The sequence below is a fragment of the Hyalangium gracile genome (assembly GCF_020103725.1).
Classification (GTDB): domain Bacteria; phylum Myxococcota; class Myxococcia; order Myxococcales; family Myxococcaceae; genus Hyalangium; species Hyalangium gracile.
The window spans coordinates 434,681-451,418 of the sequence record NZ_JAHXBG010000001.1 but is presented as its reverse complement, the minus strand read 5'-3'; the positions used below and the strand labels follow the sequence as shown (position 1 = coordinate 451,418).

The window sequence follows — 16,738 nt, the reverse complement described above, 5'->3', positions numbered from 1 at the left end:
GAACAGTGAGCCACCCCCCGGTCCCGGACCCCCGCGCCGCATCGAGCGCAGGGGGCCTCGGGCCAGGGCGGCTCACTACTTGCCGAAGAGGCCGCGCAGGCGCTTCTTGGCCTCTTCCTCGGCCTTCTTCTTCGCCCGCTCCTGCTCGGCCCGGGCCGCCTCCTCCAGCTTCGCCTTCTCCTCGGCGGCCTTCGCCTCCAGCTCCTTCTTCCGGCGCTCGGCCTCCTCGCGCGCGGCCTGCTCGCCGCCGGTGATGAGCTGCTGCGCCTGTTTGGCCTTGTCGCCGAGCAGCTGTCCGGCCAGCCCCGCCGCCGCCTGCTTCGCGATGGCCGTCACCGCCGGCTTCACGTCCAGCCCCGTCACGTCCGGGCTCCACGCCGGCCCCGTCACCTTCAGCGTCACGGGGATGTCCTCGCCGGGCGTCACCTTGCCCAGCGTGAGCTTGTTGATGGTCTGCGGCGTGAGGTTCACCGTGCCGTTCAAGTCGAGCACGCCGTCCAGCCGGATGCCGCCCTCGAAGCGCATGGCCGCCTCGGGGCGCGTCCAGGTGATGGGCTTCTCCAGCTGCGCCACGCCGTTCTTGATCTCCACGCCGAACGGCAGGTTCTCGCCCAGCGAGGTGAGGTCCTCGCTCTTGAGCGCCTTGGCCGCGAAGGGCAGCGCCTTGGCCAGCGGCTCGGAGACCTTGGAGAGCACGTCCACGCCCATGAAGGTGCTGTCCTGCAGGCTGCCGTTGATGGCGCCCAGCAGCGTCTCCTTCAGCTTGTCCGGCGTGTAGCCCACGCCCTGCAGGTCGATGTTCCCGTTGAACCTGCCCGTCATCACCTTCTTGGGCGTGCGCGACTCCAGCACCTGGGCCACGTCCACCTGCTGCATCGTCACCTTGGCCACGAACGGCCGCTTCTCCGGCAACGGCCCCAGGTTCACCTGCGTGCCGTCGGCCACCACCGTGCCGCCGTAGGCCACCGAGGAGAGCTTCTCGATCTTGATGAGGTCATCCACCATGGTGATGTGGGCCACCAGGTTGGACAGGTCCATCTCGCTGTAGCGCACCGAGGCCACCTGGAACTTCATGTCCCCGCGCATCCCGTTGAAGCGCGTCGGGTCATCCGGCACGGGGGGCGGCACGCCGTTGGTGCGCGCGAGCACCTCCTCCTCCTTCATCAGCAGCGCGTCCGCGTTCAGCCGCTGGCTCTTCATGTCCAGGGCGAACGTGGTCGTCTGCTTCTTGCCCTTGCCGGCCAGCGCGAACGAGGCCGTGCCGCTCACCGTGTCCTCCAGCACGTTCGCCGTGAGCTGGCCGACGTCCACCTTCATCCCGTCCTTCGTGGGCTGGTAGGTGCCCGCCGCCGCCACGCCGAGCCGCTGCCCCGGCCCCTTGTTCAGCAGCAGGCCCGGCCGCAGATCCGCGCCGTCCAGGTCCGCCTTCGCGTTGAAGCGCAGGGCCCCGCCGCTGGCCGCCGCTCCGCTGACGCTCGCGGTGAGCCGCATCGGCGTGCCCGCCTCCTTGGAGAGCTGCTCGGGCACGCGCAGGCGCACTGGCGTGAGGTCCACCTCCAGGTTCAGCGCCTGCGCCTCCTGGGTGCCGCTGCCCTTCACCGACAGCCCCACCGGGCCGGCGATCATCCCGTTGAGCTGCTTCTCGAGCGGCGGGTAGTACTCGGCCAGCACGGCAGGGTCCAGGTCATGGCTGGTCAGCTCGAAGCCCTCCACCGCGGGCGAGCTCCCCATCATCCCCTTCACCCGGCCCTTGCCGCTGATGCCCGCCGGCCCGAAGTCCAGCTTGAAGCGGTCCAGTGCCAGGTCGCCCGCATCCAGGTCCGCCTTCACGTCGGTGTCCAGCACCACGTCCAGCGCCTTGCCGCCCGCGGCGCCCGCGAAGCGCAGGCCCAGCGCCTTGATGACGCCCTCCAGCCGCGTGGGCCCCTTGCCCCCGGGCACCACCCCGCCCAGCTCCGCCTTCCAGTCCGCCGTCAGCGTGCCCGCCTGGAAGCCGACGCTCGGCGGCAGGTACGGGCCCAGCGGCGCCAGGTCGATGGTCTCGGCCTTCAGCGTGAGGCGCTCCGGCGTGGGCACCAGCGTGGGCGGCAGCGGCGCGGCCGCCAGCGTGGCGAACAGGTTCTGCTTCTGCGCCAGCACCGCCGCGGCCAGCTTCACCTCCAGCGGCTGGCCCACGCGCAAGTCCTTCACCTCGATGTCCAGGTCCGAGATGGCCAGCTCCTGCGCCTTGCCCCCCGAGCGGTCCACGAAGCGGATGGTGCCGTCGGTGAGCGCGGCGCGCTCCACGCGCACGCCGGACAGGTCCGCGGGCGGCTTCTCCTCCTCGGGCGGCTGCTCCGGCTTCTGCTGCTGCGCCAGCTTGTCCATCAGCCGCTGCACGTTGGTGGTGCCGTCCGGCAGGCGGATGACGTTGACGGTGAGCCCCGTCACCTCGGCGTTGAGCACCTGGATGTCCTTGCCGCGCGAGCGCAGCAGCGGCATGGCCGCCACGCGCACGTCCAGGTTCTTCAGCTGCGTCAGCGGCAGCTCCTCGCCCTCGGCGGGGCCCACGGTGACGGCGTCCACGTCCACGCCCACGTGCGGGAACAGCTTGGTGGAGATGTCGCCAATCTCCACCGGGCGCCCGAGCTGCTGCGAGAGCGTCGCGGCCTGGGCTCTCGCCTGCGTCAGCAGGATGGCATCCAGCCGCCACAGCACGATGGCCACGATGGCCACCAGCAGGACGACGATGCCCCCGAGCACATAGGGCCAGCGCCTCTTCTTTTGAGCCTCCATCGCTTGCTACCTCCTCCTGCAACCAGTCCCGGAGCCTCCGGCGCGGCCCGGGCTGGCCTGTCGGGGGCGGAACCTAACCACCTTTGGTAACTCCTACAGCCCCTGACGTGGCGGGACGCGAAAGACTTCACGGTTCCCGGGGTAATGGGGGGTAGCAGGGATGCCTGCCGAGCGGCCTGTGGAGCCGGCGCATGAGAGTCCGCGCCTCGGTCAGAGCTCGATGACCTTGGGCGAGCTGGGGCGCTCCTGGGGCGCCGGCTTCTCCTCGAGGAGCGTGAAGCCCGCGGGCGCCGCCAGCGGCCCCGAGTCATACATGTCCAGGTAGAGGATGACCGAGTGCTCCTGGCCCTCGTGAATCACCTCGTACATGTCCAGCAACCCGATGCCCAGGACGCCGTTGGGCGTCTCGAACTGGCAGCAGCTGCCCAGCCGACGCCAGGCCAGGGGCTGACCCTCGGGGCCGCGCAGCGACTCGAGGAAGGCTTCCTGACCCTCGGGGCCGCCTCCCACCTGGATGGGGTTCTCGGGAGACAGGCCGTAGCTCTCCGTCTCGCGCCAGTCGGGCTGCCACCCCTGGGAATGCGCGGCGCGTGCTCGCGGCGGGGCCTTGGGCGTGGAGCCGCAGGCCGTCAGCACGAGCAATCCAACAGCAGCGAGGCGGACAAGTGGCAAGGAGGTCCTCCCGGAGAGCACCCCTCAACGCTGGCACAGGTGCCTCGCGGGCAGAACCCCCGGTATCCAACGTTTCACACCGCGTCCCTGTGTACGCGAAGCGGATCCATGGAATGTCCCACCTGGATGGCGCCGTCGGGGGCGCTGTCTGGGAGTGCCACGGCTCATCCGGCCACACGGGGGACCGGACCATGCACCTGGGGAGTTCTCGCGACCGGGGCTGCACATGTGTGGCCGCTGGCTGGCTCCGCGCCACGTGGGGCCTGCTGAGCGCCGCCTCGCTGGCGGCGTGCGGCAGCGTGCGGACGGAGCTCTGCACCACCATCCATGCGCGCGTCCTGGAGGAGCTGCGCACCTCGGACTGGACGGCGCGCTATGTCCTGGACCCCTGGTCGTGTGAGTGGAGGGCGCTGCGGCTGCGCGAGCTGGCGAAGGAGCTGCGCGCCCTGGAGGCGCGGGATGGCTCGCTCCGCCCGTCGGTGGAGGCCTACCGGCTGGAGGTGGAGCGTCTGGCCGAGGCCTATGAGCGGCTGGCCGCCGCGTACCGCAACAGCCAGGAACTGCCCCCGGAGGAGGCCCAGCGGGTGCACTCGGCGCTGAGCCGCGGCGTGCTGGACCACGCGGCCGCCCTCAACCCGCTGCGAGCCCAGGTGCAGAGCGCCTGCAACGGCTTCTGAGCCGGCCCGCCGCTCAGGCCGTCCAGTAGTAGCTCCACTTGAGGAGTACGGCGTCCGTGGCGGGGCCGGAGAACATGCGCCGAGGCAGCAGCGTGGCCGGCGCCGTCACGTCCTCCGGGGTGGGCAGGCCCTGCTGCGAGCGCGTGTAGACGAAGAAGAGGGTGGAGCCCAGCCGGTACTCCCAGCGCAGCACCACGTTGAGGTTGAGCGCCACGTCGTAGAAGTTGTCCCCCGGGCCGCCCTCGGTGGGCCGCATCGCGGAGAAGCGGATGGGGCTGCGCGCCGCGTCGGACTCGGCCTCGAAGAAGGGGCCGTAGACGCCGTAGTCGGTGAAGAGCTGGGCATAGCCCTGCAGCGTGAGGTGCGGGCGCAGCACCCACTGCTGGCGCAGGGTGAAGGAGAGGTAGTTGGACTGCAGGTTGCCCAGCAGGAAGCGGAAGTCCCCCAGCCGATCCACGAAGCGCGGGGCGAACTCGGTGCGGTCCGTCGTCACCTCCAGCCGCGTCTCCAGCGCGGGGTGGGGCCGCAGCGAGAGGGCCAGGTTCCCACCCCAGCCCCAGGCGCCCGGTGCCGGGCCCCGGTCGTGGTGGCCCAGGGCGAGGAAGCCTTTGAGGGAGAGCGTCCGGTTGCCATTCGTCTCCCAGAAGAGCGCGGCGAAGGTGGACACCTCGCGCTGCAGCGGCACGCCGGTGTCGTCCAGCTCGCGGATGTCGTAGCCGCCCACGTTCGTGCCAGCCTCCAGGCCGACCGAGTCGAAGCTGGGGAGCGTCAGGGTGGAGTTGAAGTTCATCCAGCTTCCCCGGTTGATGCCTCGTCCGTCCGACGTCAGGCTCGAGCCGCCCCCGAGGTTGACGGAGAGCCCCCGGAGCGGGCCGATGCCGTTGGGGCGCTGGTAGCCCAGCCAGCCTTGCGCCGAGTGCTCGTTCTGCGTGCGCTGGTAGCCGGTGGCGTTCAAATCCAGCGTGGGAGAGGAGAAGTCGTAGGCCACGTCCCAGCGGAAGCCCTCGCCGCCGAACTTCCCCGCGCGCAGGTAGCCGCCATAGCCGGTGGTGCCCGGGCGCAGCACCGTCCCGTCCGGGAGGAGGCGCTCCGGGAGCCCTCCCACGGTGCGGCTGCCGTCCACCTGCCCCAGCACGCCGTACTCGCCGTTGGAGGTGGCCAGGTCGAAGTCCGCCGCCGCCGCCAGGCCTCCGCGGGCCAGACACTCCGCGGGCTGATCGTCCTCGTCCAGCGCGGCCTCCTCTGGCGTGCACCTGCGCGCCAGGGGCGTGGCCGAGGTGAAGGTGGCGCCGATGCGCGAGTTCTCCCCCACCGAGCCTCGCGCCACCGCGGCCAGGAAGTTGGTGGGAGGCTGCGGGTTGGTGGGCAGCGAGCTGTTGGGGCCCACGTGCAGCGGCCGGGAGGAGTACATCCGCCAGTGCCGGTCCGGGTGCTCCTCGTCCTGCTCCAGCCACGGCCCGGTGACGAGCGCATCCAGCAGCCCCACCTCCACGCCCTTGGCCACCGTGCCCGTCAGCTTCGCCGCGCCGAGGATGGGCGTCTCCAGGCCGATGCGCCGCGAGTAGAAGAGCGACTGCGGCACCTGTCCCGTCGAGCTGCCCACCGCCTGGAACAGCTCCAGGCCCTGGGTGAAGAAGGGGCGCTTCTCCGGGAAGAAGGCCTCGAAGGTGGACAGGTTGAGGATGAGCTGGTCCGCCTCCACCTGGCCGAAGTCCGGGTTGAAGGTGGCGGTGAGCGCCAGCTCGCTGGTGAGCGCCGCCCTCATGTCCAGCCCCACATCCAACGTCGGATCGACGAGGCGCGGGCGGGGCACGGACTCGTCCGAGAACTGCGGCCGGAGGATGCCGCGCGTGGCCAGGTATGGCACCAGCTCCACCGCGCGCTGGGGCTTGAGCCCCTTCAGGCCCGTGAGGTGGCCCAGCCGTGACACGTTCGCGTTGCTGGTGCGCGGGTTGTCCACGGATTCAATCTCCTCGTTGAGCCGGGCGATCTGCCGGCGCACGGAGAAGCCCCACGTCTGCACCTCCGACGCGGGGAAGCGCAGCACGGACAGGGGGATGGCGAACTCCGCCACCCACCCGTCCGGCAGGCTGCTCGTGGCGCCGTCCCACACCCCGTCCCAGTCCACGGTGTAGTTGCGGTCGTCGTAGAAGAGCCCATCGCCGTGCACGCCGCCCGCGCTCAGGGAGAAGGAGTACGCGGTGCGGTGGTCGTGCGTGGAGTCGATGATGAGCTGCACCATGTCCGTGGTGAGCGAGGTGTCCCGGCGGCCCAGGCGCCGGTCGATGAGCTCCGGCTTCGAGTCCCGAGAGACGATGCCGAAGTAGACGAAGTCCGAGTCGTAGAGGACGCGCAGCTCGGTGCGCTCGCTGGGGATGGCTCCGGCGGTGGGGAAGCGCTGCACGAAGGCGTCGAAGACGGGAGCCTGGAACCAGGCCTCCTCGTTCAGCTTGCCGTCGATGTGGACTTTTCCGTGGGCGGGCGCTGCCTGGATGAACTGGTTGCGGCCGGGGCCTTCCACGGCTGCCTCCGCCGTCATGGCGCACAGCAGCAGCCCCAGCCCCAGCCCCCGACGCAGCATCTCAGCCCCCCCTGTTCTCACGACGTGCTCCCCTGCGACGCAGCGCGGGGTTCTCCCGGTGCGGCCCGCTGAACACGCGAGCGCGGAATCCATTTCACGGTTTCTTGCGCGTGTCACCTCCCGCCTTGCCGCCGGACATGGAGCGCATGAACTCCGGGTCGATGCCGTGGATGCGCAGCTTGACGAGGTCCTCCGGTGTCACATTCGGGTAACCCATGCCGCGCATCTCGCGGATGAACTCCGGCGACACGCCGTGGATGCTCATGGCCATGAGCGAGTCCATGTCCAGGTTCTTGTAGCCCTCGGCGGCCAGCGCGCGGATGCGCTCCGGCGTCACGCCGTGGATGCGGCTCTGGATGAGCTGCTCGAGCGACAGCTTCGAGTAGCCGAGCGAAGCGAGCGTGCGGATGTACTCGGGCGTCACCTGGAAGATGCCCACCTCGACCAGCTGTGAGAGGGGGATGTCCTTGTAGCCGAGCGCCGCCAGCTCCTTCACCCGCGAGGGGGTGACGTCGAAGAGGGCCAGCTGGTAGTGCTCGTCCGGGGTGAGCTTCGGGTAGCCCAGGGAGGCCATGGAGCGGGCGTAGGCCTCGTTGGGCTCGAAGCGGTAGTGGCCCGCGCCCTCGCCGTCGGAGAAGCTGCCCTCGAACTGGAAGGTGCCCGCCTCTCGGATGAGCTGGAAGGGGGCGGTGCCGCCGTTGGCGGTGGACAGCCCCTGGAAGGCGGTGAGCGGCACCGGGAAGCCCATCTGGCTGCCGGGCTTGTCCTTGGCCCGCAAGGAGAGCTGGAGCTGGGAGTCCTTCACGCTGGCCGACCACGTGCCGGTGTGCGTGGGAGCGGCGAGCACGGGCGCGGCCACCAGGAGCAGCGCGACGAGCAGGGAGAGAGGCGGCTTCGGATTCATGGCTTCGGGCTCCTTCGGGCAAGGCGCGGCCCTTGGGCGCGCGCTCGAGAGGAGCGCGGCCGTGGGCTCGCTGTGGGTGGGAAGGGCGAGGAGGGACTACTTCTTCGGCTGCTTCATGCGGCGGATGAAGTCCGCGTCGATGCCGCTGGTGCGCAGGCGGATCAGCTGCTCCACGTCGAGCGTCTCCAGGCCAGCCTCGCGCATCTGCCGGATGAAGTCCGCGTCCACGCCCACGGCGCGCAGCTCCACCAGCGTGTCCGCGTCCAGCTTCGTGAAGCCAGCCTTGGACAGCTCGGCGATGGTCTCCGGCTTCACGCCCACGGCGCGCATCTCGGTGACGTCCTCCAGGCTCAGGCCCGAGTAGCCGGCGGCCTTGAGCTCGCTCAGGTACTTCTCGTCCACGCCCACCGCCTTGGCGGAGACCAGATCGTCCGGAGTGGCCTTCGTGAAGCCCTGGGCCTTCATTGCATCCAGCCAGGCGATGGTGATGCCCAGGTGCTTCATCGACGTCAGGTCGTCGGCGGACAGCTTCTGGCCGAAGCGGGCGTTCATCTCCTTCACGTACTCGGGGGTGATGCCCGCGTGGCCGAACTGCACCAGGTTGCCCACGGTGGGCTCGTAGCCCAGGCCCTTCACCGACTCGACCAGCTCCGGGGAGACGCCGGCGATCTTCAGCGCGACGAGCTGGTTCACTGAGAGCGGGCCCTGGCCCACGATCGTGCGCTCATCCACCTCGTCGTCATCGTCATGGTCCCTGTCCCGGAGCGGCTGGGGATTCGGGGTTGGGTTCGGGTTCGGGCCGGGCCTGGGGGCCGCGGCCAGCCTGGGGCCGGGGACCGGGAGCGGCGCGAGCGCGGGAGCGGGAACAGGAGCGGGCACAGGCGCGGACGGCGGGGTGGGCGCGGGCACCGGGGCAACGATGGGGAGCTCGGCCTGCTCGTCGGTGATGGAGGAGGCCGGGCTCGCGGCGAGCACGACGCGGGAGTTCTCGGCCGGGAGCATGAGGGCGGTGACGGGAGCGGCCACCGCGAGGCTGCTCATCAGCGTGAGCACGGAGGCGCCCGCCACCCAGCGCGAGGAGCAGCGCGAGGCCGGGGAGGCCACCAGGCGGCGCACACGCTCCGGCAGCGAGCCGCCCAGCGCGGACAGGGCGGGGGTGGACGCGAGCGTGGGCAGCACGCGCAGCTCCTCGAGCGCGGTGAGCGCCCGGGCGTAGGAGATGGAGCTGCCGCTGGTACCGGCGGCGATGTCGTCGCAGCAGTTCTCGCGCTCCACGCGGATGACGCGGGACACCCACCAGACGGCCGGGTGGTAGAAGAACAGCGTCTCCACCAGCGTCTGCGCCAGGTTCATGGCGAAGTCGTAGCGGCGGATGTGGGCCAGCTCGTGGGCGAGGATCATCTCGAGCTGCCGGGCGGACAGGCCGGTGAGCGCGGAGGCGGGCAGCAGCACCACGGGGCGCAGCCAGCCCACGGCCGAGGGCACCTCCAGCGCGGCGGACTGGAGCAGGCGCACCGCGCGCTTCAGCCCGAGGCGGCGGGCGAGCCCGTCGAGGCGCTCCTGCCACTCCACGGGGGCGGGAGTCGCCGCGAGCACCTGCCGGCGCAGACGCAACCAACCCGTCAGCAGGCGCAGAGAGCCCGTGGCCACACCCAGGCCCCAGGCGAGCACGAGCCAGGGCAGGTGCTGCCCCACGAGCGCGCGAGCACGTGCCAGCAGCGGCTCGGAGGTGGGCGCGGACTCCTTCACGGAGGGCACCACGGGAGCGGCGGCCACGGGGAAGCCTCGGGGCGCCACGAGGTTCGGTCCTCCGAGGGTGGCCGGAGCTGGCGCGAGCATCGAGGGAGCCGGGGCGGAGCGCTCCGCGCGTTCGGGTGACGCCATCTGATAGTGACGCCAGCCGGTGGCCAGGGGGAGCGCGAGCATCATCACCAGCGCGCCACAGGCCAGGGCATAGCGCGCGTTGGCGGCGCGACGACCGAGCACGCGCAGGGCGAGTGCCAGCACCACCGCCACGAGCGCTCCCTGCCACAGCAGGTGCAGCAGCGCCCAACCCAGGGACTCCAGGACGAGACCGTTCACGGCTCCACCTCCTGCTCCAGGGAATCGAGGAGCCGGCGCAGCTCGGCGAGCTCCTCGGGAGAAGTCTTCTTCGCGGACAGCGCCTGCATGGCGAGCTGGGCTGGCGAGCCACCGAAGGCGCGGTCCACCAGGTCCACCACGAGCTGGTGCTGCGTCTTCTGCTGCGTCACCCGCGAGCTGTACACGTGCGCTCGCTGGGACTCGTCGCGCACCACGAGCCCCTTCTCGGTCATGATCTGCATCAGCTTGAGGACGGTGGTGTAGCCGCTTCCATCCTGGAGGGCCTCGTGCACCTCACGCACCGTGCTGGGGCCTCGCCCCCACAGGACGCGGAGGATGGCCAGCTCGGCGTCAGTGGGTCTCGGCAGCTTCGACTCGCTCATGGCTCCCTCGACGTCCAGCGTTACGGAGATGAATATACGAAGCCATTCGTAGATGTCAACGAAGGTCTTCGTAGATGAAGGGAAGGGGCCGGCAGTCCAGCGGTGTGCGGGGCGGGCGTGTGAGCCTGGCTGTCCACCAGGCACGAGGCGCCTGGCCCTGGAGTCGGGGGTTCCCGGGGAGGGAGGGGTGCTCCACCTTCCGGAGAGCAGCAGACTCTGGAGGCGTCGATGGCGGAGACTTCCAAGACGGACAAGGGGCAGACGGCGGGAAAGCGCGAGTCGGGGCGCGCGAAGCGGAGCACGGGCCGCATCCAGGTGCGGCGGGACACCGCGGCGTACCGGGCGGCGGCGCAGGAGCAGGCGGCTCGGGTCCGCGAGGAGATCGACACAGCGCTGGCCGATGGGCGTCGCATCCGCGAGGAGATCGAGGCGCGCATCGAGACGCAGTGGCACAACCGGCCCGCGCCCAAGGCAGGGGCGGCGGCCAAGGGCGGGCGTCGTCGTCGCGCGAAGTCCTGAGCCGGGCGCGAGTGCGAGGTGCCGTGGCACACCGTGCGCCACCTCGTATAGGGCTGCGGTTCCTCGGGGTTCCGCACCTGTGCTTCCAGGGCGGTGCGGGTAGCGCCTCCGGAGGTGCCGCGAGGAGCTGGCTCGGGTCGGGCCGTGAGTCCACCCACGTGACAATGAACTCCTCGATACGGAGAATTCTTGGCATGTTCCGAGCGGCCGGTCCGACGAGCCGCTGACGCCGAGTGCGTCCCGAGGGGAGAAGAACATGTCTGGAGTCTTCCAGAGTGAGCTGCGGCGATTCGCCGTGGCGGGCCTTGTCTGTCTGGCGAGCTGTGGGCCAACGGATGGGGCCAGCGAGCATGAGGAAGAGCACGTCTCCCGAGAAGCCCAGGCGCTGACGGAGGGCGCGCCGCTGAGCGTCCATGACGCGAGCTGTCTCCAGCTCGTGGACCAGAACACCTGGAGCACCTACGCCTCCTATCTGACGGCAGTGCCCAACGCGCGGAGCCTCTCGGACGTGCTGCTCGACCTGAACCGAGCGGGACCGGTGCTCACGAGCCTCAACCACCCCCCGGCCACCGGCTACAAGGGCGGGTTTCGCTGGAATGACGGCGACATGGCCACCACGGAGTGGATTCCCCAGGGAATGACGGCGGGGGTCTCCGGCGGCAAGAACGTCGTCATGGTCTCGTGGCACTACGGGCTCAGTCCGGACAAGGGTGTGCGCGTCTCGGTGGCGGACGTCACGGACATGTCCGGCACGGCGGTCAACTACCGCCACCTGCTCCTGGTGCGCCCCACGGCGTCGGGCAACTTCACCACGGTCCCCGAGCACGGCGGCGGGCTGACGTGGTTCGGCGACTACCTCTTCATGGCGGACACGGGTGACGGCATCCGCGTGTTCGACCTCACGCAGATCCGCGAGGTGGACACGAGCGCTGCGTGCGAGGCGACGATCGGGAAGACGGCGACGGCGTCCGGAACGGTGTGGTGCGCGTACGGCTACAAGTACGTGCTGCCGCAGGTGAGCGCCTACGTGGTGCCCTTGAGCATCACCAGTCCGTGCCGGCCCACGTTCTCCTTCCTGGGCAAGGACACGAGGGGCTCTGTGGACGTCATCCTCTCGGGCGAGTACTGCAACAACGGGAGCACGCCCTGTCCCTACGACGGCACCACGCCGGGGCTGGGAGGACGGCTCTACCGCTGGCCCCTGGATTCCACGACGAGCCGCCTCAAGGCGGTAGGAGGCGTGGTGAAGCCGGAGAAGGCCTACGTCATGAACGAGCCGAACGTGCAGGGCGTGGCGCCGATCATGACGACGACGTCGACCACCTCCTACTGGCTGAGCTCGACGCGCTCCAGCGGGGCGCTCTACAAGGTGTCCACCACCAGCTCGCGCACGGCGTACCGAGCCACGGACGCAAAGTGGGCGCTGATGCCCGAGGGCATGCATGCCACGGCCTCCGGCACCAACCTCTGGACAGTCACCGAGGGCGTCAACGGCATCACCAACCCCGCCACGGGGGGCCGGGTGGTCTTCTTCGTGGACCAGGCTTCGGTGGACTGAGGAAGCAACACGATGCTTCCAAGAACGGCCGCGCTGTTGATGGCGTTGATGGTCGGGTGCAGTGGTACGCCGCAAGTGGTCAGGATGGACACTGGCGCGGCTGGGGAAACCATCCTCTTCATCCCCCGGGCTGCTTCGGCGGAACCCGTGAAGGTGACACAGGAGGACGCCACCGAAGCCATCCGGAGAGCGGCGCGGAAGGTGCGCCTCTCTGGCTCACCTCGCGAGACGGTGGAGCGATTGTTCCAGCTCGACGCGCTCTATGGCGACTACCTGTACCTGCTTCGGGAGCGGAGGCTCGTCTCGCTGGAGTCGGGCACTCCCCTGGCAGGAGGACTGTCCGAGGCGGAGGAGGCGCTGGCGAGCCGCTACAAGCTCTGGTGCCGGAGTGCACACGGCGTCGCGGGTGACTGTCTGGGGGGCGCACTGGTTGCCGGGAAGTACCTGGATCAGCAAGGCCGCTACATGTGGGCGCTGGCCCTGAGCAGAAGCCCCGTGCTGAGCGAGTTCGAGACGGCGCTGGGGGAGATGGTGAGCATGCAGGCCGTGGTGCAAGCCGCGCTGTGGACGGTGGGCACGCTGCTGTTCTTGCTCGCGCTGCCCGAGCCGGTGACGAAGCTCCTGGCTGCTTGGGCGACCGTCGCGCTGGTTCTTTGGATAGGCGCCTCCACGCTCTACAACCTCATCACGGGCTGGTTCCAGTTGATGGAGGAGGTGAAGGTCGCCACCACCTTCGAGCAGCTCCGTGAGGCGGGCGAGAGGTTTGGCAAGCTGTTCTCCCGTGAAGCGGCCAGGGCATTCGCGATGATCGCGATGGCGGTGCTCACGCACTCGGCGCAGGGTTTCGCGGCGGAAGTGGCGACATTGCCCGGTTCGGCCCAGGTGTCGATGCGGGCCGCAACCCAGGAAGGCCTCATGCTGTCCGAGGTGGGCGCGGTGGAGGAAGCCGCTGTCACGGCTGAGGGCTTCCTCGTGGTGGTGCCTCGGGGCGCGGTGGCGATGGCGGCGCGGGACGGGCGCGGACATCGCATCGAGAAGCATCACATCGGCACCATCGCGAACGAGAAGTCCGCGCTGCGAGGGGGACCATGGACACCGCGGCTCAGGAAGCTCTACGCCAAGGCAGGAATGCGGTTGAAGGATCCCGAGAACATCGTTCCCATCGAGGGGCACAAGGGACCGCACCCCGAGCAGTACCATCGAGCCATCTACGAACGCTTGAGCAAGGCGATGGGAGACTGCAGGACTGCAGCGGAGTGCAAGGCGGTGCTGACGAGAGAGCTCGCTGATCTCGCCACGGAGATAGCCACGCCAGGCACGGAGCTGAACCACCTCGTCACCCAGGGCAAACCACGATAGAGGGGCCCGTATGCCCGAGCGGTTCTTCAAGCTCTACGACGATGTCTACGTCCCTCGTCGCTGGCACTTGAATACGCCCATCGACAGTCACGGCCACGAGGTGCACGACTGGGACTTCAAGCGAGGCACACGGGTGGACATCACGGGGCGCTTGAGGATCCCCATCGAGAGCGCGGGTAGACCCCTGGACTTCTCGGAGGCGGGAATCATGATTCCGGTCGTCCACGTCCGGGTGGCGTCCATGCTGGCGGAGCGGGCTGCCAACGACGTGCAGCTCCTCCCCGCGGAGATCGATGGCTACCCGGATCAGTACCTCGTCCTCGTGGTGACGCGTCTGATTCGCTGCATCGATGAGAAGGCCTCTCGCATCCGTCTCTGGACGCAGGAGGATGGGTTGCCCGAGAAGGTGGGCCAGTACCGGGATATCCGAGGCCTGCGTATCGACAAGGCGAGCGTGGGCAACGCTCAGGTTTTCCGGCCGCAAGGGTGGGAAGTTACCCTCATCGTCTCGGAGACCATCAAGGACGCCCTGGACCGCATGGGCGCCACCGGCACGAAGTTCGAGGAAGTCTAGCCCACCAGGCGCGGCTCAGCTCGAGACGCGCGAGGCCGCCTGCGGAGCCGCCTGCTCCGTCTCGGGCGAGGGAGGAGTCTCCTCCCCCAGTGCCGCAAGCCTCTTGGCCAGCTGGGCCGCCTGCGCACCCTTCGCGCTGGCCTCCGTGCCCGCCGCGCCCACCAGCGACACGCGCGCGCGCTCCAGGAGCGCCACCTGCGCATGAAGTTGAGCCAGCAGCCGCTCCCGCTTGCGCGACAGCGTGTCCAGCCGGTTCAGCTCCTCGCCCAGCGACGAGGCCGCCAGCTCCAGCTGCCGCCGCGCCACCGCATCCTCGGTGGCCGCCGCGCGCGCCCGCAGATCCTTCACCTGCGCGTCCACATCCCCCTGCGCCACGGACTGCAGCTGCGCCTCCAGGCCCCCGTGGGACTCAGCCAGGTTGAAGGCCTCGCGAGCCATCTTCCGCAGCACCTCCACCAGCTCCGAGCGCCCGGGGCCCGCCGCCATCTTCATCGCCACCGCGCGGCACTGCCGGTACAGCGTCAGCGTGCGCCCCACCAGGTCCTTCGCCTCCCCAGTCAGCGTGTCCGCCAGCGTCCCGCCGCGAGACTCCACCGGATCCATGTGCAGCGCCACGTGAGAGGCCAGCGTGCCCACGCTCCAGAAGAGCGCCACGGCGGTGAAGCCCACCAGCGCCCCCAGCAGCCCGCCCTGGGGGAAGAACCGGGCATCCAGCACCTGCTGCACGTACATGCCCAGCGGCACCAGCCCTCCAGCCGCCACCGCTCCGGCGGCGATCTCCGAGGGCTTGCCGAACCGCTCGCCACCCTGGCCCACCCACGCCACCAGCGCCGCCGCGATGGCGGCCGAGAACGCCTGGGGCACCGGCGTCACGGCCTCGTAGAAGTAGGGCAGCGCGGGCAGCACCGCCAGCGCCAGCCGCAGCGCCACCGTGTACCCCGCCACCGGCATGGCCCCGGCCAGCGCCGCCGCCACCACCGCGAAGCCGGGGTCCACGTCGATGTGGAAGCGCCGGGCCAGGGCCGCCAGCACGCCCACGGCCCCTCCTCCCGCCAGCGCACGCAGCGTGCGCCCCTCGAAGTCCTCTCGGTGGAGCAGTTGCAGGGAGAAGGCCATGGCGTTCACGTCCTACGTCAGTACGAGTTGTTGTACCCGAAGCTCTTCATCGCCTTCTTCTGGAGCTGCCGCGCCTCGTTGCGCTGGCTCTCCTCGTCCTGGGCACGCTCATAGGCTGCACGGGTCTGGTCCACATCCGCAAGCTCCCCCGAGAGCGCCGAGGCCGAACTGCCAAACATCGTGCGAGCGTTGTCCAGCAGCCCCAGCGCCGACTGCTTGTTGCCCTTCTTCATCTCCTCGGCCGCCGCGCGCAGGTGCTGCGTGCCCAGCGCCCGCACCGCGTGCACCCGCACGTCCTTGTCCAGGTTGTTGCGCACCACCAGGGCATCCCCGGTGGAGCGCGCGCTCAGCGCCACCCGCGCCTCGGCCGGCCGGTCCTTCTCCACATCCATATAGGTCAGCCGGGCGGACAGCAGCTCGAGCGGCTGCTCGGACGCCGGGGTGTCGAGCATCAGCTTCACCACCATGCGCGCGGACTGGCCACCCGCCATGTCGTACAGCGGCACGCGCACCGTGCGGCCCTCGCGGATGGCCTGGGTGCCCATCACCTCCGCGCTCACCACCTGCGAGGGCAGCTCCAGGCGCAGCTCCACCGCGCGAGCCACCGTGCTGGTGGCCTGCTCCAGCTCCCGGCTGAACACCTCGGCCAGCTGGTGGGAGTTGAGGAAGCCCGAGAAGCCACCGCCCTGGTCCGCGATGCCCTGCATCAGGTTCTCGTTGAAGTCCCCACCCACGCCCAGGGCGCTCACGGCCACGCCCTCGGCGCGCAGCTGGCGCGCCAGCGCCGTCAGCTCCTCCTCGCGCACCAGGCCGGCGGTGGGCTGCCCGTCGCTCATGAGGATGGCGCGGCTCACTCGGAACTGGCTCACGTACGGGCGCAGCTCCTGGACCGCCGCCTCCAGGCCGCCGCTGATGTTGGTGGAGCCGTCATCCTCGATGGCGTCCACGAAGGCCAGCATCCGCTCCCGGGCCTCCTGCGTCACCAGCGTGCTCGGGAAGCTGGTGACGCTCGTGCCGTAGTGCACCAGCGCCAGCCGATCCACCTCCGTCAGCCGCTGGACGAACTCACGCGCGGCGCGCTTGGCGTCATCCAGCTTCTGCCCGCGCATGGAGCCGGAGCGATCAATCACCAGCGCCATGTTCACCGGCACCCGGTGCTGCTCCTTCGGAGCGTGCGCCTTCACCTCCAGCACCGCGAAGGCCTCGCTGGGCCCGGACTGCACGTAGCCTCCGGAGAGCTTGCCCTCCAGCGTAAGCGCTCCATCGCCCGAGGTGACCAGCGGCAGCGTCAGCGTGGGCTCCTGCTCGCCCGGCTGCGCCATCGTGTGCGTCGTGTCGGTGGTGGGAGGGGGCTTGGGCAGCCCCAGCGCCAGCGCGACGAGCGCGAGCAGTCCAGCGGCGGTGAGCAGCAGGGTGGTGCGGTTCATGAGGACACACCTCGGATGGCGGAGATGGGGCGCAGGTTAGGGAGTTTCCCTCCCCGCCGCATCGGACAGCGGGAGGAGGGCACGGGTTCCTCCCACCTTGCCGCATCGGTC

At 70.0% G+C, this 16,738-nt stretch carries 13 protein-coding genes; 5 read left to right on the top strand and 8 right to left on the bottom strand.

The window, feature by feature from the left end:
• Positions 1–75: 75 nt before the first annotated feature.
• Both KY572_RS01950 and KY572_RS01945 read right to left on the bottom strand, forming a co-directional pair.
• Entirely contained in the window at positions 76–2,775 is a 2,700-nt protein-coding gene (locus KY572_RS01950) for a DUF748 domain-containing protein (RefSeq protein ID WP_224240412.1), read from the bottom strand.
• Positions 2,776–2,985: 210 nt separating this feature from the next.
• Entirely contained in the window at positions 2,986–3,411 is a 426-nt protein-coding gene (locus KY572_RS01945; RefSeq protein ID WP_224240411.1) for a hypothetical protein, read from the bottom strand.
• 149 nt (positions 3,412–3,560) lie between these two features.
• Here KY572_RS01945 and KY572_RS01940 point away from each other — a divergent pair, with 149 nt between their 5' ends.
• The gene (locus KY572_RS01940; protein ID WP_224240410.1) at positions 3,561–4,124 is read left to right on the top strand and encodes a hypothetical protein; all 564 of its coding nucleotides are present in this window, start codon (positions 3,561–3,563) and stop codon (positions 4,122–4,124) included.
• A 13-nt stretch (positions 4,125–4,137) separates the two neighbouring features.
• On the opposite strand, the gene KY572_RS01935 is transcribed toward KY572_RS01940, so the two are convergent.
• From KY572_RS01935 to KY572_RS01920, 4 genes are all read right to left on the bottom strand, one after another.
• Positions 4,138–6,705 carry a DUF5916 domain-containing protein gene (locus KY572_RS01935; protein WP_224240409.1) on the bottom strand — a complete coding sequence of 856 codons (2,568 nt, stop codon included), beginning with the start codon at positions 6,703–6,705 and terminating at the stop codon, positions 4,138–4,140.
• Positions 6,706–6,799: 94 nt separating this feature from the next.
• Positions 6,800–7,609, bottom strand: coding sequence for a hypothetical protein (locus tag KY572_RS01930; RefSeq protein ID WP_224240408.1), 810 nt, complete (start codon positions 7,607–7,609; stop codon positions 6,800–6,802).
• A gap of 96 nt (positions 7,610–7,705) precedes the next feature.
• Positions 7,706–9,691, bottom strand: a complete 1,986-nt coding sequence (locus KY572_RS01925) for a M56 family metallopeptidase (protein WP_224240407.1) — start codon at positions 9,689–9,691, stop codon at positions 7,706–7,708.
• Positions 9,688–10,074: a BlaI/MecI/CopY family transcriptional regulator gene (locus KY572_RS01920; protein WP_224240406.1), complete on the bottom strand. Its 387-nt coding sequence runs from the start codon at positions 10,072–10,074 to the stop codon at positions 9,688–9,690. Before KY572_RS01920 ends, KY572_RS01925 begins: the two co-directional genes overlap by 4 nt.
• A 228-nt stretch (positions 10,075–10,302) precedes the next feature.
• Here KY572_RS01920 and KY572_RS01915 point away from each other — a divergent pair, with 228 nt between their 5' ends.
• From KY572_RS01915 to KY572_RS01900, 4 genes are all read left to right on the top strand, one after another.
• Positions 10,303–10,593, top strand: coding sequence for a hypothetical protein (locus KY572_RS01915; RefSeq protein ID WP_224240405.1), 291 nt, complete (start codon positions 10,303–10,305; stop codon positions 10,591–10,593).
• 256 nt (positions 10,594–10,849) lie between these two features.
• Positions 10,850–12,151: a hypothetical protein gene (locus KY572_RS01910; protein ID WP_224240404.1), complete on the top strand. Its 1,302-nt coding sequence runs from the start codon at positions 10,850–10,852 to the stop codon at positions 12,149–12,151.
• Positions 12,152–12,163: 12 nt separating this feature from the next.
• Positions 12,164–13,510 (top strand): AHH domain-containing protein, encoded by a 1,347-nt coding sequence (locus tag KY572_RS01905; RefSeq protein WP_263451273.1) that lies wholly within the window; start codon positions 12,164–12,166, stop codon positions 13,508–13,510.
• 10 nt (positions 13,511–13,520) lie between these two features.
• The gene (locus KY572_RS01900) at positions 13,521–14,084 is read left to right on the top strand and encodes an imm11 family protein (protein WP_224240402.1); all 564 of its coding nucleotides are present in this window, start codon (positions 13,521–13,523) and stop codon (positions 14,082–14,084) included.
• A 15-nt stretch (positions 14,085–14,099) separates the two neighbouring features.
• Here the strand turns inward: KY572_RS01900 and KY572_RS01895 are convergent, their stop codons facing one another.
• Both KY572_RS01895 and KY572_RS01890 read right to left on the bottom strand, forming a co-directional pair.
• Positions 14,100–15,200 (bottom strand): hypothetical protein, encoded by a 1,101-nt coding sequence (locus tag KY572_RS01895; RefSeq protein ID WP_224240401.1) that lies wholly within the window; start codon positions 15,198–15,200, stop codon positions 14,100–14,102.
• A gap of 17 nt (positions 15,201–15,217) precedes the next feature.
• Complete coding sequence (locus tag KY572_RS01890) at positions 15,218–16,627, bottom strand: vWA domain-containing protein (protein WP_224240400.1); 1,410 nt, start codon at positions 16,625–16,627, stop codon at positions 15,218–15,220.
• Positions 16,628–16,738 lie beyond the last annotated feature (111 nt).

Coding starts and splice junctions, on each gene's coding strand:
- KY572_RS01910 (WP_224240404.1), top strand. CDS start 10,850: ATGTCTGGAGTCTTCCAGAGTGAGCTGCGGCGATTCGCCGTGGCGGGC.
- KY572_RS01890 (WP_224240400.1), bottom strand. CDS start 16,627: ATGAACCGCACCACCCTGCTGCTCACCGCCGCTGGACTGCTCGCGCTC.
- KY572_RS01935 (WP_224240409.1), bottom strand. CDS start 6,705: ATGCTGCGTCGGGGGCTGGGGCTGGGGCTGCTGCTGTGCGCCATGACG.
- KY572_RS01905 (WP_263451273.1), top strand. CDS start 12,164: ATGCTTCCAAGAACGGCCGCGCTGTTGATGGCGTTGATGGTCGGGTGC.
- KY572_RS01915 (WP_224240405.1), top strand. CDS start 10,303: ATGGCGGAGACTTCCAAGACGGACAAGGGGCAGACGGCGGGAAAGCGC.
- KY572_RS01940 (WP_224240410.1), top strand. CDS start 3,561: ATGTCCCACCTGGATGGCGCCGTCGGGGGCGCTGTCTGGGAGTGCCAC.
- KY572_RS01920 (WP_224240406.1), bottom strand. CDS start 10,074: ATGAGCGAGTCGAAGCTGCCGAGACCCACTGACGCCGAGCTGGCCATC.
- KY572_RS01930 (WP_224240408.1), bottom strand. CDS start 7,609: ATGAATCCGAAGCCGCCTCTCTCCCTGCTCGTCGCGCTGCTCCTGGTG.
- KY572_RS01895 (WP_224240401.1), bottom strand. CDS start 15,200: ATGGCCTTCTCCCTGCAACTGCTCCACCGAGAGGACTTCGAGGGGCGC.
- KY572_RS01950 (WP_224240412.1), bottom strand. CDS start 2,775: ATGGAGGCTCAAAAGAAGAGGCGCTGGCCCTATGTGCTCGGGGGCATC.
- KY572_RS01900 (WP_224240402.1), top strand. CDS start 13,521: ATGCCCGAGCGGTTCTTCAAGCTCTACGACGATGTCTACGTCCCTCGT.